Source organism: Alteromonas sp. ABV2_168, from assembly GCF_056161165.1.
Window position 1 is genome coordinate 261105 of the sequence record NZ_JBSWYQ010000001.1, and the last position, 26481, is coordinate 287585.

Annotated in this window: 22 protein-coding genes; 11 read left to right on the forward strand and 11 right to left on the reverse strand. The window is 50.4% G+C overall.

Features of this window, described 5'->3' with window-relative positions:
- Positions 1–29: 29 nt before the first annotated feature.
- From ACXAH4_RS01240 to ACXAH4_RS01250, 3 genes are read right to left on the reverse strand one after another with little or no spacing between them, the layout of a single operon-like run.
- Positions 30–638 carry a Crp/Fnr family transcriptional regulator gene (locus tag ACXAH4_RS01240; RefSeq protein ID WP_474880357.1) on the reverse strand — a complete coding sequence of 203 codons (609 nt, stop codon included), beginning with the start codon at positions 636–638 and terminating at the stop codon, positions 30–32.
- Positions 607–1530 carry a DMT family transporter gene (locus ACXAH4_RS01245; RefSeq protein ID WP_474880359.1) on the reverse strand — a complete coding sequence of 308 codons (924 nt, stop codon included), beginning with the start codon at positions 1528–1530 and terminating at the stop codon, positions 607–609. Before ACXAH4_RS01245 ends, ACXAH4_RS01240 begins: the two co-directional genes overlap by 32 nt.
- Complete coding sequence (locus ACXAH4_RS01250; RefSeq protein WP_474880360.1) at positions 1530–2366, reverse strand: arylamine N-acetyltransferase family protein; 837 nt, start codon at positions 2364–2366, stop codon at positions 1530–1532. Before ACXAH4_RS01250 ends, ACXAH4_RS01245 begins: the two co-directional genes overlap by 1 nt.
- Positions 2367–2562: 196 nt before the next feature.
- On the opposite strand from ACXAH4_RS01250, the gene ACXAH4_RS01255 reads away from it, so the two are divergent.
- A complete protein-coding gene (locus ACXAH4_RS01255; protein WP_161599193.1) occupies positions 2563–3195 on the forward strand; it encodes a nitroreductase family protein in 633 nt (210 codons plus the stop codon).
- 61 nt (positions 3196–3256) lie between these two features.
- Here the strand turns inward: ACXAH4_RS01255 and ACXAH4_RS01260 are convergent, their stop codons facing one another.
- The 3 genes from ACXAH4_RS01260 to glpK all read right to left on the reverse strand — a co-directional run bounded on the left by ACXAH4_RS01260 (position 3257) and on the right by glpK (position 9266).
- The gene (locus tag ACXAH4_RS01260; RefSeq protein ID WP_474880362.1) at positions 3257–5656 is read right to left on the reverse strand and encodes a TonB-dependent receptor domain-containing protein; all 2400 of its coding nucleotides are present in this window, start codon (positions 5654–5656) and stop codon (positions 3257–3259) included.
- A gap of 376 nt (positions 5657–6032) precedes the next feature.
- Entirely contained in the window at positions 6033–7631 is a 1599-nt protein-coding gene (locus ACXAH4_RS01265) for a M28 family metallopeptidase (protein ID WP_474880364.1), read from the reverse strand.
- 108 nt (positions 7632–7739) lie between these two features.
- Entirely contained in the window at positions 7740–9266 is a 1527-nt protein-coding gene (gene glpK / locus ACXAH4_RS01270; protein WP_474880366.1) for a glycerol kinase GlpK, read from the reverse strand.
- A 342-nt stretch (positions 9267–9608) separates the two neighbouring features.
- On the opposite strand from glpK, the gene speA reads away from it, so the two are divergent.
- On the forward strand, positions 9609–11525 hold the full coding sequence (speA, locus tag ACXAH4_RS01275; protein WP_474880368.1) for a biosynthetic arginine decarboxylase: 1917 nt from the start codon (positions 9609–9611) through the stop codon (positions 11523–11525).
- Positions 11526–11608: 83 nt separating this feature from the next.
- On the opposite strand, the gene ACXAH4_RS01280 is transcribed toward speA, so the two are convergent.
- A complete protein-coding gene (locus ACXAH4_RS01280; protein ID WP_474842389.1) occupies positions 11609–12757 on the reverse strand; it encodes a serine hydrolase domain-containing protein in 1149 nt (382 codons plus the stop codon).
- 224 nt (positions 12758–12981) lie between these two features.
- Here ACXAH4_RS01280 and ACXAH4_RS01285 point away from each other — a divergent pair, with 224 nt between their 5' ends.
- From ACXAH4_RS01285 to ACXAH4_RS01315, 7 genes are all read left to right on the forward strand, one after another.
- Positions 12982–13620 carry a methylamine utilization protein gene (locus tag ACXAH4_RS01285; protein ID WP_474880370.1) on the forward strand — a complete coding sequence of 213 codons (639 nt, stop codon included), beginning with the start codon at positions 12982–12984 and terminating at the stop codon, positions 13618–13620.
- Positions 13620–15953 (forward strand): putative bifunctional diguanylate cyclase/phosphodiesterase, encoded by a 2334-nt coding sequence (locus ACXAH4_RS01290; RefSeq protein ID WP_474880371.1) that lies wholly within the window; start codon positions 13620–13622, stop codon positions 15951–15953. The genes ACXAH4_RS01285 and ACXAH4_RS01290 overlap by 1 nt, the downstream gene beginning before the upstream one ends.
- Positions 15950–16786 carry a DUF3034 family protein gene (locus ACXAH4_RS01295; protein WP_474880373.1) on the forward strand — a complete coding sequence of 279 codons (837 nt, stop codon included), beginning with the start codon at positions 15950–15952 and terminating at the stop codon, positions 16784–16786. Before ACXAH4_RS01290 ends, ACXAH4_RS01295 begins: the two co-directional genes overlap by 4 nt.
- Positions 16780–17196, forward strand: a complete 417-nt coding sequence (locus tag ACXAH4_RS01300) for a group I truncated hemoglobin (protein ID WP_349590528.1) — start codon at positions 16780–16782, stop codon at positions 17194–17196. Before ACXAH4_RS01295 ends, ACXAH4_RS01300 begins: the two co-directional genes overlap by 7 nt.
- 112 nt (positions 17197–17308) lie before the next feature.
- Positions 17309–18736: an Ada metal-binding domain-containing protein gene (locus ACXAH4_RS01305; RefSeq protein ID WP_474880374.1), complete on the forward strand. Its 1428-nt coding sequence runs from the start codon at positions 17309–17311 to the stop codon at positions 18734–18736.
- On the forward strand, positions 18729–19199 hold the full coding sequence (locus ACXAH4_RS01310) for a methylated-DNA--[protein]-cysteine S-methyltransferase (RefSeq protein ID WP_474864806.1): 471 nt from the start codon (positions 18729–18731) through the stop codon (positions 19197–19199). The genes ACXAH4_RS01305 and ACXAH4_RS01310 overlap by 8 nt, the downstream gene beginning before the upstream one ends.
- Before the next feature lie 3 nt (positions 19200–19202).
- A complete protein-coding gene (locus tag ACXAH4_RS01315) occupies positions 19203–20096 on the forward strand; it encodes a DMT family transporter (RefSeq protein ID WP_474880376.1) in 894 nt (297 codons plus the stop codon).
- Here the strand turns inward: ACXAH4_RS01315 and ACXAH4_RS01320 are convergent.
- On the reverse strand, positions 20085–21506 hold the full coding sequence (locus ACXAH4_RS01320) for a sensor domain-containing diguanylate cyclase (protein ID WP_474848515.1): 1422 nt from the start codon (positions 21504–21506) through the stop codon (positions 20085–20087). The genes ACXAH4_RS01315 and ACXAH4_RS01320 overlap by 12 nt on opposite strands.
- A 235-nt stretch (positions 21507–21741) precedes the next feature.
- Here ACXAH4_RS01320 and glmU point away from each other — a divergent pair, with 235 nt between their 5' ends.
- Positions 21742–23100, forward strand: a complete 1359-nt coding sequence (gene glmU, locus ACXAH4_RS01325; RefSeq protein WP_474880377.1) for a bifunctional UDP-N-acetylglucosamine diphosphorylase/glucosamine-1-phosphate N-acetyltransferase GlmU — start codon at positions 21742–21744, stop codon at positions 23098–23100.
- Positions 23101–23136: 36 nt separating this feature from the next.
- Here the strand turns inward: glmU and ACXAH4_RS01330 are convergent, their stop codons facing one another.
- Both ACXAH4_RS01330 and ACXAH4_RS01335 read right to left on the reverse strand, forming a co-directional pair.
- Complete coding sequence (locus ACXAH4_RS01330) at positions 23137–23781, reverse strand: response regulator transcription factor (protein WP_474880379.1); 645 nt, start codon at positions 23779–23781, stop codon at positions 23137–23139.
- The gene (locus ACXAH4_RS01335) at positions 23778–24896 is read right to left on the reverse strand and encodes a sensor histidine kinase (RefSeq protein WP_474848509.1); all 1119 of its coding nucleotides are present in this window, start codon (positions 24894–24896) and stop codon (positions 23778–23780) included. Before ACXAH4_RS01335 ends, ACXAH4_RS01330 begins: the two co-directional genes overlap by 4 nt.
- A gap of 136 nt (positions 24897–25032) precedes the next feature.
- Between ACXAH4_RS01335 and ACXAH4_RS01340 the strand changes: the two genes are divergently transcribed.
- Positions 25033–25788 (forward strand): hypothetical protein, encoded by a 756-nt coding sequence (locus ACXAH4_RS01340; RefSeq protein WP_474848507.1) that lies wholly within the window; start codon positions 25033–25035, stop codon positions 25786–25788.
- A 43-nt stretch (positions 25789–25831) separates the two neighbouring features.
- Here the strand turns inward: ACXAH4_RS01340 and ACXAH4_RS01345 are convergent, their stop codons facing one another.
- Positions 25832–26314: an acyl-CoA thioesterase gene (locus tag ACXAH4_RS01345; protein WP_303572320.1), complete on the reverse strand. Its 483-nt coding sequence runs from the start codon at positions 26312–26314 to the stop codon at positions 25832–25834.
- Between the last annotated feature and the right edge of the window lie 167 nt (positions 26315–26481).

Below are 26481 nucleotides of genomic sequence, written 5' to 3' on the forward strand. Positions count from 1 at the left end.
AAGGGCAGCAGGTGACCACTTCACCGCTGTCAGATGGTTTTCTCACGGGATTCACTGTCATTCAATCTGGCGCGGATGCGGCTTAATGCTACCGGCGTTATTCCCAGATAAGACGCAATTTGTTGTTTGGTGAGTACGGTGTTCAGCTCGGGAAAATCGCTGCAAAAAGTCACGTAGCGGTGTGTTGCTGAGTGCTTCACCATCATGCTTTCTTTTTCTTCCTTACTGATAAAAATATCGGTAAGGAACAGCGCATAAGCCTGCATAAACGCCAGGTTATTCTTCATACTTTCAAAGAAAGATGGCCAGTGAAACGAAATGGCCACAGAGTCCTGCAGTGCTTCTATGGAAAATTGAGCCGGTAAACCCATTGTCATTGCGCGGGTCGAACCAACGATTCTGGGAGCTTTAGCCAGCGTCTGGGTATACTCCTTTCCCTCCTCTGACACACTGTAATAACGCACCAGGCCGGTGTTAAGAAAATAAACTCTGGTTGAACAGTCACCTTGTCTGAATAAGGTTTTACCTTTGGGAAGTACATGTACTTCCGGCGTTAAGTTTAAGCCCGACCAGTCTATGCCGGACTGATAACGTCCAAAGAAATCCTCAAGCTGTTTTTTCAGGCATGCTTTGTCCATTTACGGCTCCCTTATGATTAAAACCGTTGTCGATCAGCACTAACGCAATGACAACCAGGCTACTGCCAGCAACAAATCCCGGTGATAAAAATAACGCTGCCGGTGCGTTGATATTTTCATAGCAGGCCACCCAGACCGGAATGGTATAACTGATCCCGAGCAGACACCGCGCACCGCCCTGCGCCACAATACGCTGTTGCAGTACAAACGTTAAGAGCGTGGTAGCGATAGTAAGGTAACTAATCATCTGCCAGAAGGTGACGGCTTGCCATTGCACCTGAGACAAGCCTCCGGCAAGCAGTGTGAAGGGTAACAACCATAAGGTGCCGGCGAACATGATACGGTATGCGCCGCCAAATGCGGTGTACTGACCAAACCAACGCTGTACAGAGACAACATGTATTGCGAGCAGAATACATCCTGCCAGATAAATCGCATCCCCTGAATGCCATACCAGTCCGCCGTTGCGTGTAGACAGCAATACGATAATAGCGCCGGCTGCGCCGCAAAGGTAGCCGAACCACTGACGGGAGGTGGTACGGATGGAAAAAAAGAGTCCGGTAAGTGCGCCGAGAAACGGAACGAAGGTGTACATCACCGATGTGTTCAAGGATGTTGTGGTCTTCAAAGCGGTAAACAGGCAAACAAAGAATCCGGTCAGACTCCCGCTGACCAGGGCTAGTTGCGCACCTGCTTTCATTGACGAAATTAACGGGGCGGGATGACTTCTGCGGCCGGCAATATAAAATGGAGTCATTATGAGTAAAGCCATCAGAAACCGCAGAAATGTCACCGGTAGTGGTGAGGCATAAGCGGTCACCTGTGCAGAGACAACAAAAGAGGATGCCATCAACCACGACCAGAGGATAGCCGGAAGCAACGGAGACTTCATCAGGATTGCTCCGGTGCAGCGGGTTGCCCGTCCTGATATAAATGCGGTTGCACATAGCGCTCAAACAAAAAGTGGCATATCGCGGTATCCACCGGCAGCGTGAAAACACGCTGCAGAATATGGGTGAGCTGCTCTGCTGATGTCACCCGGGTTTCTTCTTGTCTCCCCTGAAATGTGCTGGTCAGGGTGTAATTAATCAGCGCATGAGTTTGATCAGGTTTATTGATACTGACCACTAAATTATTGACAAAAACGGCCTGCGGATGGGCGATGGAATATAAGTGGCCAGCAGTGCAATCCGCTTCCGAATAGACGGCGGAGTCAATACGGTAGAGCACGAAGGGGCTGCCGTCTTTAATCAACACCACGTCGTATTCTCCGTTGGGGAGTGGTTTAATCGTGTATTGTCTGTTTCCGGCCTGCTGAATACCCTGTTCACTCAATTTAAGTGGCGCCTGAGGAACGGACGCTCCGAATCCGCAGTCAATCAGATAGTCTTCACCGTCGAGGGTTACCAGTGTTACCCGGTGAGTACGGGGTACATCGCGGATATGATTATTGAAGACGCGTCCCATCACCAGCCGGGTGTCGTAACCCAGCGAATCCAGACAATGCATAACCAGTTTATTGTGCTCAAAGCAGAAGCCGCCGGCTTTACGTGTCACCAGTTTGTGGAGAATGGCGCTGAGCTCCAGTGACAAAGTCTCGCGGAGCAAAACACCGGTATTGTTAAACGAATAAGTGGCGACGTGACGTTCAACCAGTTTATTGAGGAAATCAACATCCGGCGTTTCCGGCGGGATTAAACTGAGTTGTGAAAGATAGACATCGAACATTGTGAAGTACCTGTTTAAAGAGAGTAAGCCGTACTCTAAGGTATCGTTCAGATGATGAAATTAACCGGTGTTAAGTGTAACGAAATAAACATGGCTGCCATTCAAAACAAATTTCTGTGTTTTTAACTAATGTTAATTTCATCTTGTCGCTAACCGGTTAAAGTAGCCCCATCATCTACTTTACGGAGACACACCTGTGAGCTTAATTCCTGCACTTTCCCAACGCTTTTCGTTAAAACAATTCTCGTCACAAAAAGTCAGTGATGAGGACATCAACGGCATGACTGAAGCGGCCCGTCTCTCGGTGTCTGCTTTTGGCCTGCAACCTTACCGTCTTATCGTGATTGACGACAGAGACACGCTGAATGCACTGGCAGCGCACACCTTTGGTCAGACTCAGCTGCCAAGCTGTTCTCATTTGTTTATTTTTGCCAACGAAACTGAGATTACTGACAAAACGGTGGATGCATACTTTGACCGCATCTATTCTCAGACCAGCGCAGAAGCAGGTAGTCAGGCGGGCTATGCCGATTACATTAAGTCTTATTATGCGGGTCAGACACCTGAGCAAAAGGTACAGGTAGCGCAGCAGCAAGCTTTCATCGCACTGGGTTCGCTGATTGCTGAAGGTGCACTCCGTGGTGTGGACACATGCCCGATGACAGGATTTAGTCCTGCCGGGATTAACAAGGCACTGGGGCTCACTGAGCGCGGACTGAATGCCTGTGTCATATGCGCGGCCGGTTACCGCCTTGAAGATGCTGTGGTGCCTGAGAAGGTCCGGGTGCCGGCAGATGAATTTACGCTGCGCGGTTTAGAAGCCGTTTAAAAAAGAATGGCCGGTATCGAAGGATACCGGCCATTTTGTTTTACGTTAGTGATGTATTACATCAGAACTTCACGTTAACGCCTACCCACAGGTTACGCGCGCGGTCTTTGATGTTGTAGTCGTCGAGGAATACGACTTCACTTACCACACCACGGCCGGTGAGATACTCGTAACTGCCGTCACCATTCAAATCGTTGTATTCGGTGGTGTAAGACGTGAAATCTTCGTCCAGCAGGTTGTTGATACGGGCATTAACCGACACGTATTCAGTAATACGGTAACGGGCACCCAGCGTCATCAGCTGATAGTTTTTGTAGTACAGCGGCTTATCCAGTGTGCTGTCCCAGCCACGGTAGCGGTCTGAACGGATTTGCGACTGCAGATAAACACTGAAGTCTTCGGTCATATCCCAGTTTACGGTAATGTTCGCCATGTGCTCTGCAGTGTTGGTCAGTGGCTGACCGGCTTCAGGACCACTTTTCTGTTCGCTGTCAGTCCAGGTGTAGTTAGCGGTAACGAACCATTCCGGGCTGATCTGTACGCGGCCGGCCATTTCAATACCTTGCAAATCAACTTTATCAATGTTGATTTTCTGGCTGTAAGTCTGATAACCCAGCTGGTCGTAATCACCTAAGTTAACACAAGGACGCACGCCGCCGGTGACTTCACAGCTGTAAACCGTATCACCGCTGGCAATTTTGTCTTCAAACTGTGTATTGAAGTAAGTCAGGTTGAAGTTATGGCCTGCATCGCTGTTCCAGTAAACAGCAATTTCACTGTTTACACTGGTTTCAGGTTGTAAGTCAGGGTTACCTGCGAACGGTGAGGTACCCTGGCCACCGAAACCGGTGATACCGTCGTAAAGATCTGTGGTGTTCGGCGTTTTATAACCGGTGCTCACACCACCTTTAACGGTCCAGTTATCATTGAAGGTGTAAACCGCATAAATACGCGGAGAAACCTGACTGCCAAAGACGTCATGCTCGTCATAACGGGCACCGGCCGTCAGTGTCAGATAGTCATTCGGGCTCCAGTTGTCTTCTGCAAACAACGACCACATTTTTTGTTCCTGAACACCACCTGCATTGCTGTCTTCAAGGCCAAATACGCCGTCCAGCAGTTCCCCGTCGATTACCTGACCGCCAAGCACGATATTGTGGTCGCCCATAACATCTGTTACAGGAATATCGACGCGCACATCAAGCGTATACTGGCTGCTTTCCAGCGGACGCTCCGGACGCGGCAGGAAAGTATCTTCTGCCAGTGCTTTACGTTCTTCTTCTGTCATGCCTTCGTAAGCACCTGTACCGTCATACATTTCCTGCAGTAATAAACGTTCTGCTACGCTCAACGGTAACGTACGGCCATCGTTTGTCGTGTCTACGTGAGACAAGGCTACCATTGATGAGAAGCCGTCAAACTGGCCCTGGTGAGTAATCGACCACCACTCACGGTTGAACTCCTGATCCGCAGCGTAACCGGCGCGGGGATTAACCACACCACGGCGGTCTGCCCAGATAGACTCGATGTTATCTTTGGTACCCAGAGGATAAGAAATTTCACCGGTATCGATGTTGTAAGTCGGGGTGTTGTCGTAGGTTTGATTCGAGTTGTCGTAATCAAACTTGAAGCTCTGGTTTTCAAACGGTGTGAAGAAAAGTGTAAAACCAAACTGTTTGCTGTCGCTGTCTACGGTTTTACCGCCGCTGCCGAAGCCCAGTTCACGGATATGGATATCGCCGTTAGGGTCCACATCAGGTGCAAATTCAGGATTGGATGCCTGACGCTCGTACATGCTGCCCCGTACACCCAGTGTCAGCAAATCTTTGATCAGCGGGCCTTGTGCAAAAAAGTCAGTGGTGATGTCGTCACCGAACTGGTCGTCAGTCTGAATGCTGCGGCCAAAGTTGATAGAGCCGGTCCAGTCTTCAGAGCGTTTTTTGGTGATGACGTTGATAACGCCGCCCAGTGCATCGGCACCGTAAAGAGTAGAAGCCGGACCACGGATCACTTCGATCCTCTCAATCGCTTCCATTGGTGGTACGTGACCGAACGCGTTACCGCCAAAGTTATTCGGGTAGATGTCACCGTGGTTGTTCATACGAACGCCGTCAATAAGCAGCAGCGTATATTCGCCGGTAAGACCACGCATACTGACTGTGCCCTGGCCAGTTTTGTCGCGGGTAGTACCAATGTCGATACCTTCCTGAAATTGCACGGCATCCAGCAGCGTAATGAACTGGCGTGACTGTAAGTCTTCCTGAGAAATAACGGAAATACTGGCTGGTGCTTCTGTCAGTTTTTGTTCGAAGCCGGTCGCTGAAATAACAATATGTTCGATATCGCTGCCGTCCGGTGTAGCCGGCGCTTCATCCTGTGCAAAAGAAGCGGTATGAAAAAAAGAGGCAATGATGGCAGAGGCGAGCAGGGTGTAACGTGTTTTCACAGTTCCAGGTTTCATTGAGTCATATCCCGATTGGCGGTAAATAAATAATCCGTAATATAAAAATCGGGACGGAGTCTACCAAAGTGATTATCTAAATGCGAAGCATTGTTATTCGCCTTTAGTCTAGTGCTTTTACGTATCTTTGCGTTTCTTTGAACTAAGACCAGCTGTTTCGTACAAAACGTACCAGTTAAAAGCTTGCTGACACGATCAAAAATATATGTAAATCAAACGGCTAATGTGAAGTGTGGAATATGCGAACTTTTGGCGGCGAAAGATCTTTAATGAAGGCGTTATCCGGCAAAGATTACCGGCAGGAGGTAGTTAAGCGTGGATTAGGGAAGATAGACAGGCGCTCAGGTATCACTGTAAGCGCCTGTGATAAGGCGGGTTATTTTTTAGACGCTTCCCGGGCCGCTTTAAAATCGGACTCTCCGGTCCATTCCGGCCAGTCGCCGTTATTCGCCAGTTGCGCCATGATTTGACCAATCAAATCCAAATCCTGCTCTACGCCACCTAAATCCCATTCCGGCAGGTAGTCGTCGGCTGCTTTGTGATAGCGCTGTGCAATAAACGACGGGTCAGTGTCTCCCAGACTCATAAACAGGTAAGACGGAATGCCCTGTTTTGCCGCGGCGAAGTGATCTGAACGGAAGAACAAACCATTTTGCGGACGGGGATCCGGTTTCACGAAACGGCCCTGTGATTTGGCTACTTTCGCCACATAATCTTCCAGTTCCGACAACCCTTCGCCGTACTGAAGAATATAGTCGGTGGCTGTATTCACGTTCATGCCGTCAATGTTCAGAAAGGCCACAATATTTTCAGCAGGCACCGGCGGATTCAGTGAAAAGTGCTCAGCCCCAATCAGGCCGGTTTCTTCGGCAGTAAACGCGCCGAACATCATGGTTCTGGCATTAGGACGTTTCTCGCTCATTCCTTTCATTACGCGGGCCAGACTTAGTACACCGGCAACACCTGAAGCATTGTCTACGGCACCGTTTAAGATCACTTCCTTGCCATTTTCAGTGCCTTTTCCTAAACCATCCCAGTGTGCGTGCAGAGCAACCCACTCATCCGGTGTAGTGTGTCCGGGCAGGATACCGGCAACATTCTGCGACTCCGCCATTTCGAATGTGCTGTGCAGTTTAAGCGTGGCTTTAGCGTTTAAATCAACGGCTTTGAAACCCGGTGCTGAAGCTTTAGCTTTCATTTCCCGGTAGTTAAGTCCCGCTGCTTCAAATACTTTTTCCGCAGCACGCAGATGCATCCAGCCCATCACACCCACTTTTGACTGGTTATCGTTGTCATCAATTAACGAGTATTTGGTGGTGGTGCCGCCAGCCTGTACGACTCCCCAGCCATAACCCGCCGGCATGGTTTCATGCACAATAAATACGGCTTCAGCACCCTGACGGGCTGCCTCTTCGTATTTGTATGTCCAGCGGCCATAGTAGGTCATGGCATTACCGTTAAAGAAGTCTTTGCGTTGTGAGGCGAAACCGGGGTCATTAACCAGCACGATAACGGTTTTGCCTTTTACATCAACGTCCGCGTAGTCATTCCAGTGGTATTCCGGCGCGTTAATACCGTATCCCACAAACACAACGTCGTCATTCAGCGTGATATCAGCAGATATGCGCTCGGTACGGGCCACAAATTCAGCCCCGTTTTCGAAAGACTGATCGCCGATGGTCAGTGTCATATCCTGGTCAGCACTGATTTTCGCCAGCGGGACCTTCTGGATGTAACTGTCGCCGAATGCCGGAGCCAGCCCGATATTCTTAAACTGAGTGACCAGATAATCGATGGTTTTTTGCTCACCGGCAGAAAGCGGTGCGCGGCCTTCAAAGGCATCGCTGGCCAGAATTTTTACATCTTCACGATATTTATTCAGATTCACCGCTTCACCCACAGGTGAAACCGGTGTGGCGGCAAAAGCGCCGGTGGCAGTGAGAAGTGCACTGCCGAAAAAGAGCTGTTTTAACATGATTCCCGGAAATATTGTCTTTATAAGAGGAGACCAACACTACGCAAATCCCCTGTTTTGTACAAGCCGGAACAGGCTAACGGAGCAATGGTATAGACAAATGCTTATTTATTCCGATAGCACACTCTCTGCTTTTGCCATCATCAGCGTGGCTTTCACCGCTGCCTGCCAGCGGGCTTTACGTTTTACTCTTAAGGCATTGTTTGCCGCAGGCGTAAATGCAGAATCGCAGGGGTTCATACCTGCAAATGCATGTAAATCTGATTGCCATCCGGCTTGCAGGGCGGCCAGAAATGCAGCACCCAGCGCGGTGGTCTCCATGATTTCGGGCCGGTTCACCGGAATGTACAGCGTGTCGGCAAGAAACTGACAGAACCAGCTGTTTTGTACCATGCCACCATCCACGTTTATTGCCGTCGTGCATATGCCGTCACTGTGTATCGCGTCAACCAAATCCTGTGTCTGGTAAGCCACGGATTCCAGCGTAGCGCGAACAATATGAGCATCGGTGGAACCACGGGTTAAACCGTAAATCGCGCCCCGCGCCATCGGCTCCCAGTAAGGTGCGCCCAGGCCGGTAAACGCCGGTACCACCACAACCTGATGGTCATCTTCTACCTGACTGGCCAGTGCTTCTGAGTCTGCCGCATGCTTAAGAATACAGAGACTGTCCCGAAGCCATTGTACCGCCGCGCCAGCCACAAAGATTGACCCTTCCATGGCAAAACAGGCTTTACCGTTAATGGTGTAGGCTACGGTGGTCAGTAAATTCTGGCCGGAAAATACCGGTGAGTCGCCGGAATTCACCAGCGCGAAACATCCGGTGCCGAAGGTAGTTTTTGCTTCACCGGCCTGAAAACACCCCTGACCAATCAGCGCAGCCTGCTGATCGCCTGCCACGCCGTAAACAGGCACTGCACAGCCGAACTCGCTTTCATCAAGACAGCCAAAATCACCGGCGCAATCTTTTACTTCGGGAAGCATAGAAGCGGGCACACCGAATAAATCCAGTAATTCGTTATCCCAGGTCAGAGTATTGATATTAAAAAGGTTTGTGCGACTGGCGTTGGTAGTATCGGTAAGGTGGTGTTTTCCGCCGGTTAAACGCCAGATAAGGAAGCTGTCTATGGTGCCAAAAGCCAGTTCGCCCCTATCTGCTTTTTGCTGTGCACCCTCCACGTTATCCAGAATCCAGCGGATTTTGGTGGCAGAAAAATAAGGGTCACAGCGAAGGCCCGTGCGCTGATGCAGCCATTCTTCTTTGTCTTTCATTTTATTGCATTGGGATGCTGTGCGCCGGTCCTGCCATACAATGGCCGGATATATCGCTTCTCCGGTTTGTCTGTCCCATACCACGGTGGTTTCCCGCTGATTCACCAGGCCAATACCGGCAACGTGATAGCCTTCCTTGTCACTGAACGTCAGTGCTTCTTTCACAGCACTCAGCGTGGTTTGCCAGATATCTTCCGGATTGTGCTCGACCCAGCCCGGTTTCGGATAATGTTGAGGGTATTCTTCCTGCGCCGTGAAGACCGGTGAAAATTGCCCGTCAAACACGATTGTGCGGGTGGATGTGGTGCCCTGATCAATGGTTAAAATGGCGGGGCGTTGCGGATTAACTGCAGGGGCACTCATGCTACTTTCCTCTTGTTATGTCTGACAGGCTTACGCTGAGCCTTTTCTATAACAATAGCTTACGGATGAGAACGGGAAAGCGATTTTTCTTAACATTTGCGCTTCAGAGAAATGTCGGTATGGTGAGAGACCGGCAGTTTGTTTTTTGGTCTGCAGCCAGTGTGCTTTGCCTCATAATGCCAGTGAATAGATATTCGTTTTTTGTGACATAAAATTATGACGATTTTCATAGCACTGACTTGCAAGACGATTATAATGGCGCTCCAAAATATGACGAATAATCCACAACTCGCCTTGTCCAGTATCTGAGAAAGGGCGTTTGATTTTTTAAGGTGAAAACAATTGGCTGAGTGGAGCATCGAAGAAGCGGAAAAATTGTACGGCGTCTCACGTTGGGGCGGCGGTTACTTTACCATTGGTGACAACGGTAACGTGCATGTTACTCCTGTCCCCTCTGATCCCAGTATTCGAATTGATTTTAAAGCGGTAATTGACGAAATCCGTGAAGAAGGCGTGCAGTTTCCTGTGGTTGTGCGATTCCACGATGTGCTGCGTTCGCAGGTTGCGAATTTAAACACTATCTTCCGTAATACCATTGCTGAGGCTGAATATAACGGTGAATACCAGGGCGTTTATCCGGTAAAAGTAAACCAGATGCGCGAAGTGGTAGAGGAAATCGTTGATGCCGGCGAACCTTTTAATTACGGCCTGGAAGCCGGCTCAAAAGCTGAGTTGATCACCGTACTGGCACTGAATACTAACGAAGATTCACTGACCGTACTGAACGGCTATAAAGACGAAGAGTTCATGAAGCTTGCACTGCTTGGCCGCAAGCTGGGTCGCCGCGTTGTTGTGGTGATTGAAAAGTATTCAGAACTCACATTGCTGGTTAAAACGGCCAAAGAGCTGAATATCGACCCGATAATCGGTATGCGCTCAAAAATGACCGTCAAAGGCCGGGGCAAGTGGGAAAGCTCCGGTGGTGAAAGAGCCAAATTCGGCCTGACCATCGCTGAAATCTTAAAAGCAGCCCGTTTCCTGCGGGATGAAGGTATGGAGCATTGCTTCAAGTTGCTGCATTTCCATATCGGCAGCCAGTTAACAGACATCCGTTCTGTAAAAGAAGCCATGACCGAAGGCGCACGGATTTATGCTGAACTGCACAAGTTAGGATTCCCGCTGGATTATGTTGATGTGGGTGGTGGCTTAGGTATCGACTACGACGGCAGTGCATCAACCAATGAATCATCCCGTAACTACAACATGCAGGAATATGTCTCTGATGTTGTATACGGTATGAAAGAAGTGTGCGACCTGGAAGGCGTGCCGCATCCGAATCTGGTGAGCGAAAGTGGCCGGGCGATTACTGCGCACCACAGCTGCGTAATTACTGAAATCGTGGGTGAAATCCGTTCAGATATGGCAGAAGTGGATGTGACTCCGGTAGAAGGTGAGCATGTATTTGTCAGCAATATCCGCGAGCTGTCAGAAACCTTCGATGAACAAAAGAACATGCAGGAAGTCTTCAACGATGCTTCCCAGTGGAAAGAGCAGGCAATGGATGCGTTTAAACTGCGCGTACTGACTCTGGATGAACTGGGTAAAATCGAAACCCTGTACTGGCGCATCATGACGCGCCTGAAGGCTCACTATTCCACAGCGGAGTATGTGCCGGAAGAAATTCAGGGTCTGGATTACAGCTTGTCTTCCCAGTATCTGGCTAACTTCTCGGTATTCCAGTCAGCAGCCGATACGTGGGCTATCGACCAGTTGTTGCCTGTCGTGCCGGTAACGCGCATGGGCGAGAAGCCGGAGGTTAACTGTTCGCTGGTGGATATTACCTGTGACAGTGACGGTAAGATTGACCAGTTCACGGCAGGTCGTGAAATCACCGATATTCTGCCTATGCACAAGCTGAAGAAAGACGAGCCTTATTACGTTGGTCTGTTCTTAACCGGTGCGTACCAGGACGTAATGGGTGACATGCACAATTTGTTCGGTCGTCTGAACGAAGTGCACATCTTCAGCTACGACGATGATCCACAAGACTTCTACATCGAGGAAGTGGTGAAAGGATCGTCGGTGCAGGATGTACTGGAAATCATGCAGTACAACCCCCGCGCTATGGCGTCTGATGTGAAGCGTATGATTGACCGTCAGATTTCAAGCGGCAACTTAAACCCCCGTGAAGCGGTGAAATGGACTGACTTCTACGAAAATTGTTTAAGTGGTTATACTTATATGAAAACCCGCTCGTAAACAGCGCGGCATTTTAAGTAGATAAAGAAAAGGCAATGTTCCGGTGAACATTGCCTTTTTTGTGAGTGTTGTTTTTTCGCGGCTTACTGGCCGGCTGCCGGCCTGTTTTCTTCTGTCTGTGCGAGCGCTCTCTTCTCATCAGCCTGCTCAAAGTACCGGTCCCAGAACTCCGCTGTGGTGGAGTTAATCATGTTGGATTCGGCGTTCATCAGCATTACATAGCCGGCTTTGTATTCCGGTGAGAACGCCACATCAGCGCGGTAACCTTTTACCCAGCCACTGTGATAATTCAGGCGTTTGCCGTCAAAGTCGTAAATTCGCCAGCCTTTTCCATACCACGCGCTGTTAAGATGCTCCCGCCAGCCGCGACGGTAAACCTCGCGGGTGGTTTTCACCACCGGCGTGGTTATTTCTTCAATCAGCTCCGGCGGAACAACAGTGGGGAATTCCCCCAGCATAGCCTGCAGATAGATGGTCATGTCTTTAATGCTGGCGTTAACACCTGCTGCCGGTGCGAACCGGTAGTAATTGCTCTCAACCATGCCTTCACGCCACTTATCGCGTGCAATGGCAATGTGCGGTCTGGCCCAGCTTTCTGATGCCATGAGTGCAGCTTTGCCGGCACTGGCCGTTTTCATTCCAAGGGGAATAAACACCTGTTCATCCAACTGGCGGTGATAAGACGTATTTTGCATACCGAGATAATAGGCAATCGCTCCGAACATGGCGTTCTGGTAGGTATAACAGGCACCCGGAGCACACAACGGGTCGAGAATGGCGAGCTGTTGCAGTACCCGCTCCAGTGAGTAGTCGGCTTCTATTAAATTATCATAGGCGTTGGGCATAAAGCCGCTGGACTGACTGACAATATGCTGCAGTTGCAGCGTATCCATGCCCTGACCGGTGAACGGAATATCCGGTACCAGTTCGCTCACCGGCATGTCCCAGCGCATTTTCCCCTGCTGTACCAGCTTTGCAGTGAGCAGGGCGGTAAAAGATTTCGATACAGATGCGAGCCGGAACACCGTATCGCCGTCAATCATCTCACCGTTTTTCTTTGTGCGGCCGAACACGTATACCTTGGGTGTTTCTCCTTGCTGATAATACACAAAGGCATAGCCCGGCACGTTGTATTTAATGGCTTCCCGTTTCACATAGCGGGCGTAGTCGTCCAGCCAGGCTTCATTTGCAGCCACGGCGACAACACATGAGCACGCCAGCATCAATGCCATGCATGCGCGGATAACCAATTTTGACAGGCCTGTAGACAAGTAAAACTCCGTCGTTTTATATGACAATTTCGTTCCGTGAAACTGCGCTATTATTTGCGCTGTATTATGCGTACGGGCAAAGATTTTATCAACTTTGACAAAATACCCTGCCACAGTTTGCGCGCTTTTACCCCATGGATTATGTTTAAAAGATAACCCATGCCCTGATGCCCGGTGCCGTGTTTATGCAGTTTAAAACCTTCGCGCTTACCTTAGCCGCTTATCTGTCATTGATTACCTGCGGCGTGCAGGCGAAAAATCTGACCATCGTCGACCCGGCTGGCAAGCCGGTGGTCAATGCCGTGGTCAGTGTGACTTCTGACAGCACTCCTGCAGCAGGCACAGCGGTCATGGATCAGGTCGACAAACAGTTTGTCCCTCACGTGCTGGCCGTACCTGCCGGTACGTCTGTTACGTTTCCAAACAGCGACAATATCCGCCACCATGTATACAGCTTTTCACAGGCGAAACCTTTCGAAATTAAGCTGTATAGCGGGTTGTCAGCGGATCCTGTGGAGTTTGATAAACCTGGTATCGTCGCGCTTGGATGCAATATTCATGACCAGATGATTGGGTACGTCTATGTTTATGAAAATGCCCGGGTATTTATCACTGGAAACGATGGCAGTGTTGTGATCCCCGACGGCGTTCAGTCCGTCACGTTATGGCACCCGGAACTGGATATTGTGCAAAGCCGGCAGGAAACGGTCAGTTTGGATGAGTCTGCCGGAAGTGAAAGCATTACCCTGACGCTTAAAGCTGCCATTCCGGCTGAGCCTGTGAAAAAGTCACGCACTTTCGGTAGTAAGAAGTTCGGAAACTGATGATGAGATCGTTGTCTCTGCGGCACAGCCTGTTTCGCATTCTGCTTGGCAGCACCGTGCTGACCGCAGGGTTAATTCTGCTGTCTGTCTGGAATGCCACTGACGACCTGGTTCAGCAGAATCTGGAAAAAGAACTCGCCATCGACACTAACATTTTGCAGCACATTGTTGAGGAACGCACCAAAGCCCTTTACGCATCAACCAAAGCGTTATCCACGGCCTATGAATTCAGAGCCGCATTTGCCAGTTACGATCCGCCCACCATCAACAGCGCCCTGCAGACTATGGATGCCAGACAGGACTTCGATTTTCTGGTGATGCTGAATCTTCAGGATGAAACGATTACTTCCTTTCCGGACGATATTCTGGTGTCAGGTGACCGCTCCTTTGGCGAACGGTACCGCAATATAGATCCGGGTGAAATAACCCGTGATTACGTGTTTATGAATGACACCTTGTACCACGCCGTGGTAGCGCCGGTGGCGGCACCCAGAGTTATCGGATATCTGGGGGCGGCGTTTGCACTGGACGACAATTTCCTCGCCCTGTTAAGCGAAGTGGTGCAGGCCGAAGTGATCATTACGTCCGTTGACAACAGTGCCCGTGTGCTGAACAGCAGCCTTTCCCATGATTTTGCGGCAAGGCTTATTGTGCGCAGCGACCGGGAAATCAACTGGTTCCGGATCATGGCGCAGGATGAAAGCCTGTATGAAGTCAGAGAACTGGAATTGCCGGGAATTGACCATATCCCGGTCAAAATTCGCATCGCGCTGGATGTCAGTGAACAGTACCTGAGTGTGCTGGATCTGCAGACGGTGGTGATTGTGATTGCTCTGGGCATTATTGTGTTGTCGCTGGCTATTTCGATGGTTTTAGCCAAGCGGGTCAGCACGCCGGTAAACCATCTGGTGACTGCTGTTAATGAGATAGCAGAGGGCCATTATCAGGAGCCGGTAAAGTCGGACGACAGAGTGTCAGAAATCGGCGAACTGGCCCGTGCATTTAACACCATGCAAGCCCGTATCCGCTCACGGGAAGATCACATTCTGTTCCAGGCTCAGCACGACATGTTGTCCGGGCTCTATAACCGGCATTTTGTTGAAGAAAAGCTCAATCTGCGCCTGGATGCAGGCGAGACACTGCAAATCCTTGGTATCAATATTATGGGGATCCGTACCATCAACGATTTGTATGGTTATACCACCGGAGACTTCTGCATAAAAACCATGGCGCAGAGAACCCTGTCATGGCCCGGCATGGCGGCCAGACTCGCTGGCGGTGATTTTCTCTTTGTCCCCGATGTGCCGCTGGATGAAACTGCTATCGATGCCTTTCGTCAGCAACTGGAAGCGCCGGTGGAGTTCGACGGTCTGGTGATCCCCATGAAAGTCTTCTTTGCTCATTTAAGTTGCCCGTCAGACGGAGATACCACCGAAGAAGTCTTCAGGAAAATTAATATCCTGTCGGATGAAAGCAAGCAACATGATCACTGGCTCATTGCATTTAAAGAAGAAATGCAAACCAAGTATCTGCGCCGGCTTACTATTATCACCGAACTGAAAAAAGTGCTTACCGGCGACCAGACAGAGCTCTCCATGGTTTATCAACCCAAAGTCCACTTACAAACTAACCGGGTGTGCAGCGTGGAAGCACTCATCCGCTGGAACAGTGCAAGTTTGGGACTTGTGCCACCGGATGAATTTATCGGCATTGCCGAACAGGCTGGTCTGATTGAGCAGGTGACCACCTGGGTACTGGACCGCACTTTAGACGACCTTGCGGGATTCCGGCAGCAGGGCTATGTTTTTTCTGTGGCGATTAATTTATCCACTCAGGATATTCAGCGCCCTGAGTTGATGCAGAGTCTGGCTGAAAAGATTGCCGCTAAAGGGCTTACTCCTTCTGATGTGGAACTGGAAATTACAGAAAGTGATTTAGTGGAAGATGCGGCGCTGGCAATCAGGAATCTGAATACACTTAAAGCCATGGGCTTTCATTTCGCTATTGATGATTTCGGCACGGGATATTCGTCACTGGCTTATTTAAAAACCTTACCGGTGCAGACCATCAAAATTGATAAGAGCTTCGTGCTCAAACTGGCCAGCGACGACAGCGATCAGCAAATTGTGCGTACCGTGCTGAATCTGGCAGCGGTTTTTCATCTTTGTGTGGTGGCAGAAGGGGTAGAGGATGAACGCTCATGGCAAATTTTAAAAGACGGTGGCTGTGACATTGCACAGGGCTACTTCATCAGCCGGCCACTGACTGTACCCGCTATGTACGAATGGCTGGGTTCCACGCACTACGGTATACAACGAACGGAGACAACATGACATTGCTGCAACGGGTTTGTGTTTTGTTATTGAGTGTGTCACTGCCGGCGCTGGCCGGTTCCGGCAAACTCACCGGTACTGCCGGTCTGAATCAGGTTGAGGGCAGCGGCGGAGGCGGTATTGTGCCCTGGGCCACCTTGTCCGGCTACGACACCGATAGCGAAGTGTCAGTCAATGCCTTTCTCACCCGCGTGAATCTGGACGATTACCGTTTACAGGTTGCCGGCGCCAGTGTGTCACTGTATGACCGCGCTGAGTTATCTGTTGCCAGACAAACCTTCGACCTGACCACCATCGGCGGAGATATTTCGCAGAATATCTACGGTGCAAAAGTCAGGCTGTGGGGAGACGTGGTGTATTCTGATTTACCGCAAATCAGTGCCGGTGTGCAGTTCAAAGAATTGCAGGATGATGCTATTGCCTACGCCCTCGGCAGTGCTGACAACAGTGGTACCGACTTTTATGTGTCGGCTACTAAAGTGCACCTTGGCGCTGTGGCAGGTTATAACCTGGTGTGGAATCTCACCGCCAGAATGACAAATGCGAACCAGATGGGGTTGCTGGGCTTCGGTCACACAGCGGATGATGACTATGAAGTGATGATGGAAGGTTCGGTAGGGGTGCTGCTTAACCGCCATGTTGCTGTGGGGGCCGAATACCGGCAGAAACCAGATAACCTGGGATTGGGAGAAGAAGACTGGTGGGACGTATTCGTTACCTATATTCCTTCTAAATCTTTCAATGTCACCCTGGCGTGGGCAGAACTTGGCAGTATCGCCGGCGCACCGGATCAGAATGGCATTTACTTATCTCTCGGAGGCCAGTTATGGTGAAGTTGCTAACCGGTATTTTTACCCTGCTGCTTTTAAACGGGTGCGCCAGTCACAATCAGACACTGTATTCAGAGCTTGGCGGAAAACAGAAAGTTGAGGAGATTGTAAATAACTTCGTGACAGAGATTGAGTATGACCCCGTTATCCTTCCTTATTTTGAAGGCAGTGATATTGACCGCTTCCGCGCCAAACTGGAGGAGCAGATTTGTATGGTCAGCGGCGGTGGTTGCAGTTACACCGGTGACACCATGGAGCAGGTTCATGCCGGTATGAACATTACCGAAACCCATTTCAATCACACCGTCGATTTGCTGATTAACGCCATGGACAAATCCGGCGTCCCTCACCCCCTGCAAAACCGTCTGCTGGCTGAACTGGCAAAGATGCGGGGTCAGATGCTGTACCGCTGAGTTGTAAACCCGGCGCCACACCGTTTATCAGTGAGTGCCGGTTTCGTCGCACCCGGATGATGAAAATACTATACACTGCCTGCTATTGAAGATAATGGCAGGAGCACCGGCTTTGACCGCCACACCGATACAACCCGAAGATACTGAACGTTTCCGTCAGGCCCGCCTGTCACGGGACAGCCGCTTTGACGGCCAGTTTTTCGTTGCGGTGAAATCCACCGGTATTTTCTGCCGTCCGGTATGTCCCGCGCGGCTGCCTAAAGAAGAAAATGTGGATTACTATTACCACGCCGCACAGGCAATGCACGCCGGATTCCGCCCCTGTTTACGCTGCCGCCCCGACAGTGCGCCTTTATCGGGTGCATGGAATGGTGTGAATACGACCGTAAAACGTGCAGAAACCCTGTTGAGTGCCATTCCCCCGCAACCGGTTACGACAATTGCTGAACGGCTGGGTATTTCAGAGCGTTACCTGCGCAAACTCATCAGTTCACGGCTTGGCATGCCACCGGCACAGTGGCAGAAATATCAGCAACTACTGTTCGCTAAACGGCTGTTACAGCAGTCTGATATGTCTGTGGAGTCTGTTGCCGCTGCCGCCGGTTTTGGTTCTGCCAGACGCTTGCAGGCTGCTATGAAGCAAACCTGGTCTATGTCACCCGGCCAGATACGGGGAAGCAAAGCGTCAGGCCGGGATGTCACGCCGGTAATCAAGGTTATGTTGTATTATCGTCCGCCTTACAACTGGGAGCATGTTCAGCATTTTCTTTCCGGCCGTGCTTTAGGCGGTACAGAATCAGTGACTGATAATACTTACCGGCGGGTATTCAGCGGCCCTGATGGCAAAGGAACCGTGGTGGCAGAGCATCAGCCGCAACGCTCTGCCTTTGCAGTTACGCTGGTCACTGATTTTCTGCAGGGAGCCAGAGCTGTTCTGGATAACCTCAGCCGGGTGCTGGATTTACATGCCGACCCGCATTTAATCAATCAGGCACTGATTGCGGCAGGGATCCCTTCCTGCGACATTGTTCAGGGGTTACGGCTGCCCGGCGTGTGGAGTGAGTTCGAAGCAGGTTGCCGTGCGGTTTTAGGGCAGCAGGTATCGGTTAAAGCGGCAGTCAACAACGTGGCGCTACTGGTGAACGAGCTTGGAGAGACTGCCGGAGAAGGCATAGCATTTCCTTTACCGCAAGCGGTAGCCAGTAGCGAGCTTGCTTTTTTGCGGATGCCCGGTGCCCGAAAGCAGGCGCTGCGAAACCTGGCCGGCTTTTATGCTCAGGAGGACCGCTTAACCGGCGCTCAGGGTGACAAGGAAAGTACTTTACTGGCATTGAAAGGGATTGGTCCCTGGACCATTGACTATTTGATGATGCGGGGCGTGAGTGATCCCGACCGTTACCTGAGCGGTGATCTGATTGTCCGTAAGGTGGCAGACAAGCTCAATCCCGAACCGCAAAAAGCAGCGCCCTGGCGCAGTTACCTGACGTTACAACTTTGGCACATGGCCGATCAGCTAAAACAGGAAAAACCGGATGCATAATGAAACCCGCATGTATAACGAAACAACAAACAGCCCTTGCGGAGTGGTAGAGGTTACAGCCTGCGAAAAGGGGATAACCGCTATCCGCTTCACAGAGTCTGACGACATCGCAGAAACACCCTCTGCACTGACATCGCAGGCTTGTGCCCAGTTGCAGGAATACTTTGCCGGTAAACGGACAACCTTTGATTTACCCTTGGCCGCAGCCGGTACCACCTTTCAGCAACAGGTCTGGCAGGCATTACTCAACATTCCCTATGGCAAAACCTGCAGCTACGGTGATATTGCCAGAGCAATCGGAAATCCCAAAGGTGTGAGGGCTGTGGGACTGGCCAATGGCAAAAACCCGCTGGCCATCGTTGTGCCCTGCCATCGTGTGATAGGTGCTAACGGTAAACTTACCGGCTATGCCGGCGGACTGAACAGAAAACAACAACTATTAGCTTTAGAAGGAGCGCTGTAACGCATGTCAGCCAGAGATACGTTCGCCCTGGTAATACTGGGGGCGATTTGGGGTGGTTCATTTATCTTTATGCGGGTGGCTGCACCTGAGTTCGGTGTATTTGCGCTGGTGGAAGTCAGAACCGTAATGGCAACGCTGATCATGTTACCGTTTTTGCTGGCCGCAGGAGGATGGCGGGATATCCGGGCTCACGGCTGGAAAATTGCTTTTATCGGCTTAACCAATACGGCAATACCCTTCGTGCTGTTCAACTATAGCAGCCTGTATCTGGAAGCCGGAATCAATGCCATTTTGAATGCCACTGCGCCTATGTTCGGTGCTCTGGTGGCACTGCTGTGGCTGGGAGATAAATTGCGCCTGTCTTCTCTGGCCGGACTGCTCACCGGATTTATCGGCGTGGTGGTATTGAGCGCACATAAAACCGGTAGCGGTGACGTAAGTATTGTGCCAATTCTGGCCGCCTGTTCCGCTACTGCCTGCTACGGTGTGGCAGCCTGCGCCATGAAAAAATGGTTAAGCGGTGTGCGTCCCCTGGTCGTTGCCACCGGCAGTCAGATATGGGCATCCCTCTTCCTGCTTCCGTTTTCCCTGGCAACTCTGCCCGAAGCCATGCCATCTGCCATTGCCTGGGTGAATGCGCTGGCGCTGGCAGCAGGCGGTACCGGCATCGCTTACCTGCTGTATTTCCATCTCATCGCCAGTGCCGGTCCGGCCAAAGCCATATCTGTCGGCTATCTGGTCCCCTTATTCGGCATCATCTGGGGAATATTATTCCTCAACGAAACCCTGTCCCTCCAAACCATGACAGGTGGTGTGCTTATACTATTCGGGGTTGCGTTGACTACCGGTGTGGCAGGACGGCTGGTCCTGAACGGGGCGTTTTTGCTAACTGATTAACTGCTTACACACACGGTTACTGCCGTCGCGCCGGGCCTGATACAAGGCATCTTCTGCGTTGGCTGTTAATTCGTTCAGCGGCTTACTGGATGCCGAGAAGGACACGCCAAATGAACCGGTCAGCTGGATTTGCGGTTGCATGTCGCTGGTGTCCATACTGGCAATGCCCGAACGTAAGGATTCAGCAATATCCATGGCTTCGTGGGGGCCGGTTTCCGGTAGCAGTATAATAAACTCTTCGCTGCTCCAGCGGCCCAGAATGTCTTTTGTGCGGATACTGGTCAGCAGATGGCCTGACACTTTGTCCAGCACCTCATCACCGGTATTGCGGCCGTAGGTATCGTTGATTGTCGGGAAGTTATCCACGCCCACTATGATGACACTGACAGATGAGTGATTGTCGAGGAGGGTACGGTACTCCGCTTCCATTTTCTGACGATCCGGCAGGCGCTGGGTGTTACGAATGACCATATCCGGCTGCATGTCTTTGCGGAAATAATACAGCAGGTGATAAATCATCAAAAACAGTGAGAACACCACAACCAGCAGGGTCACTACGCTGATGACGAACGCTTGTGAAATATCCGCCTGCCGTTTATTCAGCGGGCTCAGCAGGAACACGGTCCAGTTGAACTGGTTGAGTTTAACCTCTGCAATCAGGTACTCCTGCTGATTGATTGTCACCAGCCGGTTATTCAATGCACGCTGATCTTTTACGTCAACAGGCAGACTGGCGTACCAGGTCAGTTCATTCAGGTTGGTAAAATCGGAATATTCAGCCATCAGGTTGGCATCTGACGACAACATGATATCGCCTTTTTCATCCACAAACAGAAAGTCGTAGCCATACTGCTGTTTGTAGGAATCGAAGATGCTGACGAAGCTCTTCAGGCTTTTCCCTACACCGAAGAAGCCGAGAAATTCTTTCTTCTCGTTATAAATTTTAATATCGATATAAAAATGGGTGTCTTCCCACTTACCGATATCCGCCACACGGTCTTCCGGACGTTCTTTGTATTTGAAATACCAGCTTACTTCACCTTTCACCAGAGGAATGGTGGAGCCGTCTGAGTTGTACTGCATGCGGGCTTTTTCGCTGGCGATAAAGAAGTACAGGCCGAACTCCTCCTCAAGGCGGGAGAGCGCTGTGAAAATGTCTTCTTCGTTCACCTGATCTTTATCCATCAGTTCTACCAGTTCACGTGAATGGCCCAGAGCCTCAGACACATGAAGGGGTTTAAGTAACTGATTAACGATAAGAGAAATTGCGGGCGACAACGATTGCTGTTGCGCACGGCTTTGTTCCGCCACAATTTTATTTACACTGAAGTGAACGAGCGTCACGATGGCTATCACCACCACTGCAAATAACAGTAAAATACTGCGGTGAAGTGTCCTGAACGTTTTCACAGACTACCTGCTCTCCCTGGCCTGTTTCTGTATAGATAGATGACTAAGATATGAGCGCGCAGTATACCTTTTCACCAATGAAACTACTACCCGGATTCGTCGATTCCGGGCTGCCCGATACTAAAGAATAACGCTTCCCCTGCGAAAATAACTGACGATGTCGCTGACTTGTCACCAGCATGTGGTTACACTAGAGCGTCAATTTTTATGTGCAGCATTGTTTTAAGGATAATCCATGGCTTTTTCTGTAGTCGTCCTCGCCGCCGGTAAAGGCACCCGTATGAAGTCCTCATTACCTAAAGTCCTCCATCCTGTCGGTGGGATCCCGATGGTTCAGCGTATAATCAATACGGTTGAGGCGCTTAATGCCAGTGCGGTACATCTGGTTTACGGACATGGCGGCGATCAGCTTCAGGCAGCGGTAACGGGCAACAATCTGAACTGGTGTTTGCAGGCAGAACAACTGGGTACAGGTCATGCGGTTCAGCAGGCTGTGCCCCACATCAAAGACGACGAAGATGTGCTGGTGCTGGTAGGTGATGCGCCATTAATTCAGAAAGCGACGCTGGAGCGGCTGGCTGCGGTGAAAGCAGAATGCGATCTTGCTTTGCTGACCGTTGAACTCGACGACCCTACAGGTATGGGGCGTATTGTTCGCGAGAACAACAACATCACTGCGATTGTTGAGCACAAAGATGCCACTGATGTTCAGCGTGAAATTAAAGAAATCAATACCGGCATGATGATGATGGCGGGCAGTGATTTAAAACGCTGGCTGGGTAATCTGAGCAACAATAATGCTCAGGGCGAATATTATCTTACAGACGTCATTGCCATGGCGGCAGCGGAAGGCAAACAAATTCAGTCTGCCCAACCGGATGCTGTTGAAGAAGTGGAAGGCGTAAATAACCGTGTACAGCTGGCAGCTCTGGAAAGAGCCTTACAGGCCCGTCAGGCACATGCGCTGATGATGGATGGTGTGACGCTGGCGGATCCTGCACGTGTCGATATTCGAGGCGAAGTGATTACCGGCAATGATGTGGCGGTAGACGTTAACGTAATTTTCGAAGGCAAGGTAACGCTTGGCAGCAACGTAAAAATCGGTGCGAATTGTATTTTACGGAATTGTTCGGTAGCTGACGGTGCGGTAATTGAAGCTAATTCAATCATTGAAGAAGCGGAAGTAGGTGAGCATTGTACTGTAGGGCCTTACGGCCGTTTACGCCCGGGCGCAGTGATGAAAGCTAACGCCAAAGTAGGTAACTTTGTGGAAATGAAGAAAGCCGTGTTAGGAGAAGGTGCGAAAGCCAACCACCTGACTTACCTTGGCGATGCTGAAGTCGGAGCCGGTGCGAATATCGGTGCAGGTACGATTACCTGTAACTACGACGGGGTAAATAAATCTAAAACGATCATCGGTGAAAATGCTTTTATCGGGTCTAATTCAGCGCTGGTGGCGCCGGTTACGATTGGCGAGGGAGCAACGGTAGGTGCCGGTTCAACCATCACGTCAAACGTAGAAGACAAAGCGCTGGCAATTGCACGCAGCAAGCAACGTGTGATTGCCAACTGGCCCAGACCGGTCAAAAAGTAAGTGCTTACTTTTTAGCCTGTCCTATTCTGTGGCAGGCTAAATCCAGCCCTGCTCAAGGGCTTTCAGGACAGCGCGGGTACGGTCTGGCACGTTGAGCTTGGACAAAATGGACGACATCTGATTCTTTACCGTGCCCAATGATTTAAATGTCACCTCAGCAATTTCCTGATTAGACAATCCCGCAGCAACCAGCCTCAGTACCTCTGTTTCTTTGTCTGATAACGGTTCGGCATCCTGTGAAAGCTCTGAATTCTGTTTGCCAGCCTGCAACTGAGTAAGTAATGTGTGAGATAACGAGGGCTGAAAGAGGTTGCTGCCTGCAGCCAGCCGTTCAATGGCGTCTACCAGTACATCCAGTGACACATCTTTCAGTAAATAACCTTTAGCACCATTTTTCAGTGCCCGGATCACGGTTTGATGGTCATCGAATGTGGTCAGCATCAGAACCGGTGGCATGTCCGGCAATCCGGCCATTGCTTCCAGGGTACTCACGCCGTCCATTTTTGGCATTCTGATGTCCATTAAAATAACATCCGGCTTTTCCCCCCGGTTGAGGAGCTCAAGTACTTCTTCGCCGTTGGCGGCGTTTGCAATTACCTTAATGTGGTCGGTAAGGCTAAGAAGACTGTTTATTCCCTGACGAACCAGGATCTGATCATCTGCCAGCATGACACGAATCATTTTGCATCTCCCGGCAATGACAGTTTTACCTCGAAGCCGTGTTCAGAACTGTTAAATGCGATGTTTCCGCCGACAGAGACTGCCCGTTCTTTCATTCCTTTCATCCCGTTTCCGGCAACCGGTGCGCTGCTGCCGGTACCATTGTCACATATGGTCAGCTCCAGCCCTGCCTGTTTTCCGGTGTCAGCTGTCACCGTGATATGTGAGGCTCTGCCATGCCTGAGGCTGTTGGTAACGGCCTCCTGCGCAATTCTGAAAACCGGTTCAATCAGAGGTGCAGGTAACGCCGGTGCATGGCCTGTGTTTACTGTTACCGTGTAGCGTTCTGTAGAGGTTGCCAGCAGTGATAAAGCTGCATGGAGGGACAGAAAGGTGTCTGTGCGGATATCTGAAACCGCCTGGCGTACATCACTCAATAATTCCGCGGCGATGGTTCTGCACTGACCAATCACCGGTTTGAGTTCAGGGCAAGATTTATGCTCTGCAACCTGTAAATGAATTGCCAGTGCCGTCAGGTGATGCCCGGCCACATCGTGTAAGTCGCGGGCAATGCGGGTACGCTCTGCTTCCTTCACCGACAAGGCCAGTAATGATTGAGTTGCCTGCAGCTCGCGGTTCAGTGATTCAGCCTCTTCTTTTGCACGCAGAGCCTGCTTTCTCGAATCCGTCATCAGCATGGCAAACAGATTAAATGACCAGAACAGAATAGCGGTCAGCCAGCCCTGAGATTGTTCCCACACGATGGTCAGACTCAGTGCCTGCGGTACCGCCATGAAAGGGGACAGATACAGTGCCGTTCTGATCGGGAGTATCAATACCAGCAGGGAAGACAGCAGCACCAGATAAATCCCTGAAAAACCAAACGGCGAAACGAGACAAATACATACATAAAGCAGGTACAGGCAAGTGAGCAGTAAACCGAAACGACGGCCGTCAGCTGCATCCGGAACGGTTGCCATGAAAAGGATTGCACCGAAAAGCAGTTGCAGCGTGAGCAACGGCCACTGAATGGCAGCATCGCCGGTGAACACATGAACATGGCTGAGCAAGGTTACCAGTGCCCAGGTTGCCAGTGCGAAAGCCTGTAAAGTGGAAAAAGAAAATATGCGGTTCATTACATTACTATTCCCTTTTTCCACTTCCGGCTCAATAGGCCGGAAGTCACTTTTGACAACGTGACTTCCGGCACTACCGGCAAAACCAGAGAGAAGGAACAATGGTTGTGTCTTCATTAAAGGGAAGGAGAACACCATGACTGAGCTGATGCTAACACTCTACCGGACAATCATTATTTGCCATATTGCGGCCGGTGCCGTATCACTAATATTGTTCTGGGTGCCTGTAGTCAGTAAAAAAGGAAGCCGCCTGCACATACAGGCGGGAAAAGGCTATGTATGGTTCCTGTACTTTCTTACCGCCACAGGATTCATTTCATCCTTAATGGTTATTACTGATCCGCAACTATTTAAACCGGGTCACTTTGCCCGTACTGACGATGTAGCAGGGATGACAGAGGCCGTCAGACGGTTCTGGTTGTTTCTGATTTATTTGTGCTTACTGGTACTGACTAACGTGCGTCACGCTGTAATGGTGCTGAAAGCAGGTAAAGAGACACGTAAGTTACTGACCAACGGGCACGTAATACTGCCGGTAACACTGACACTGGCCAGTTTCTGGCTGTTTTACAGTGGTATGGTTGCAGATATGATCCTGTTTAAAATTTTTGCCTGCATCGGCGGGTTCAGCGGGATCAGAACCGTACTTTATTGTCTTTCCCACCAGGCTGAGCGCCGTGACTGGATGAAACAGCATATCAGTCACATGCTGGGTTCAGGTATCGGTATTTACACTGCATTCCTGGCTTTTGGTGGACGGGCATTACTGGACGTGCTGGCTCAATGGCAGGTGGTGTTCTGGGTATTACCGTCCGTGGTGGGAACTTTCGGTATAGTTTACGCCGTACGACGGTTCACCGGGAAATCTGCCCGCCGGTCTGTGCAACAATAGCCGGCGCATCATGCACCGGCAGTCAGCCGTAAAGCGGTTTAGCTTATTCCAAAGTAGCCAACGTATTCGACATTTCCTCGTGAATTTCAGTACGCATTTTGGCAAGACGGATAGCGTAATCCCTCAGATAAATATCCCGTTCCGTTTCCGGTTTCCATTCCGGGACCGGAGCCGGCTTTCCGTTTTCATCAACGGCCACCATGATTACAATACAGTGTGTCGTCTTCGCGTTATCCTGCTCTTTGGGATCTCTGGCACTGACATCAATGGAAAGATGCATTGACGTGGTGCCGGTATAGATAATTTTCGCTGTCACTTCTACCAGGCTGCCGACAAGGATAGGTTTAACAAACCGGATCCCGCCTACATAAGCAGTAATACAGTATTTTCCACTCCAGCCTGCCGCGCAGGCGTAGGCCGCAAGGTCAATCCAGCGCATAACTGCGCCACCGTGTACTTTTCCGCCAAAATTCTGATCACCCGGTTCTGCCAGAAAACGCAAGGTTACTTCTCTGCTGCTTGCCATCTACTTCTCCTCAGGACGGTATCAATCCGTCTGCCTGTTCTTTTCTATTTATTAGCTTTTTACTATTGCCTTGTTTTTCAACGCTTGTCATCATTTTTTGTTACGTAACTACGGTGTTTATCGATGAAACGCTGTTTACTGTTACCGCCATCGGGCATTGTGCTTTG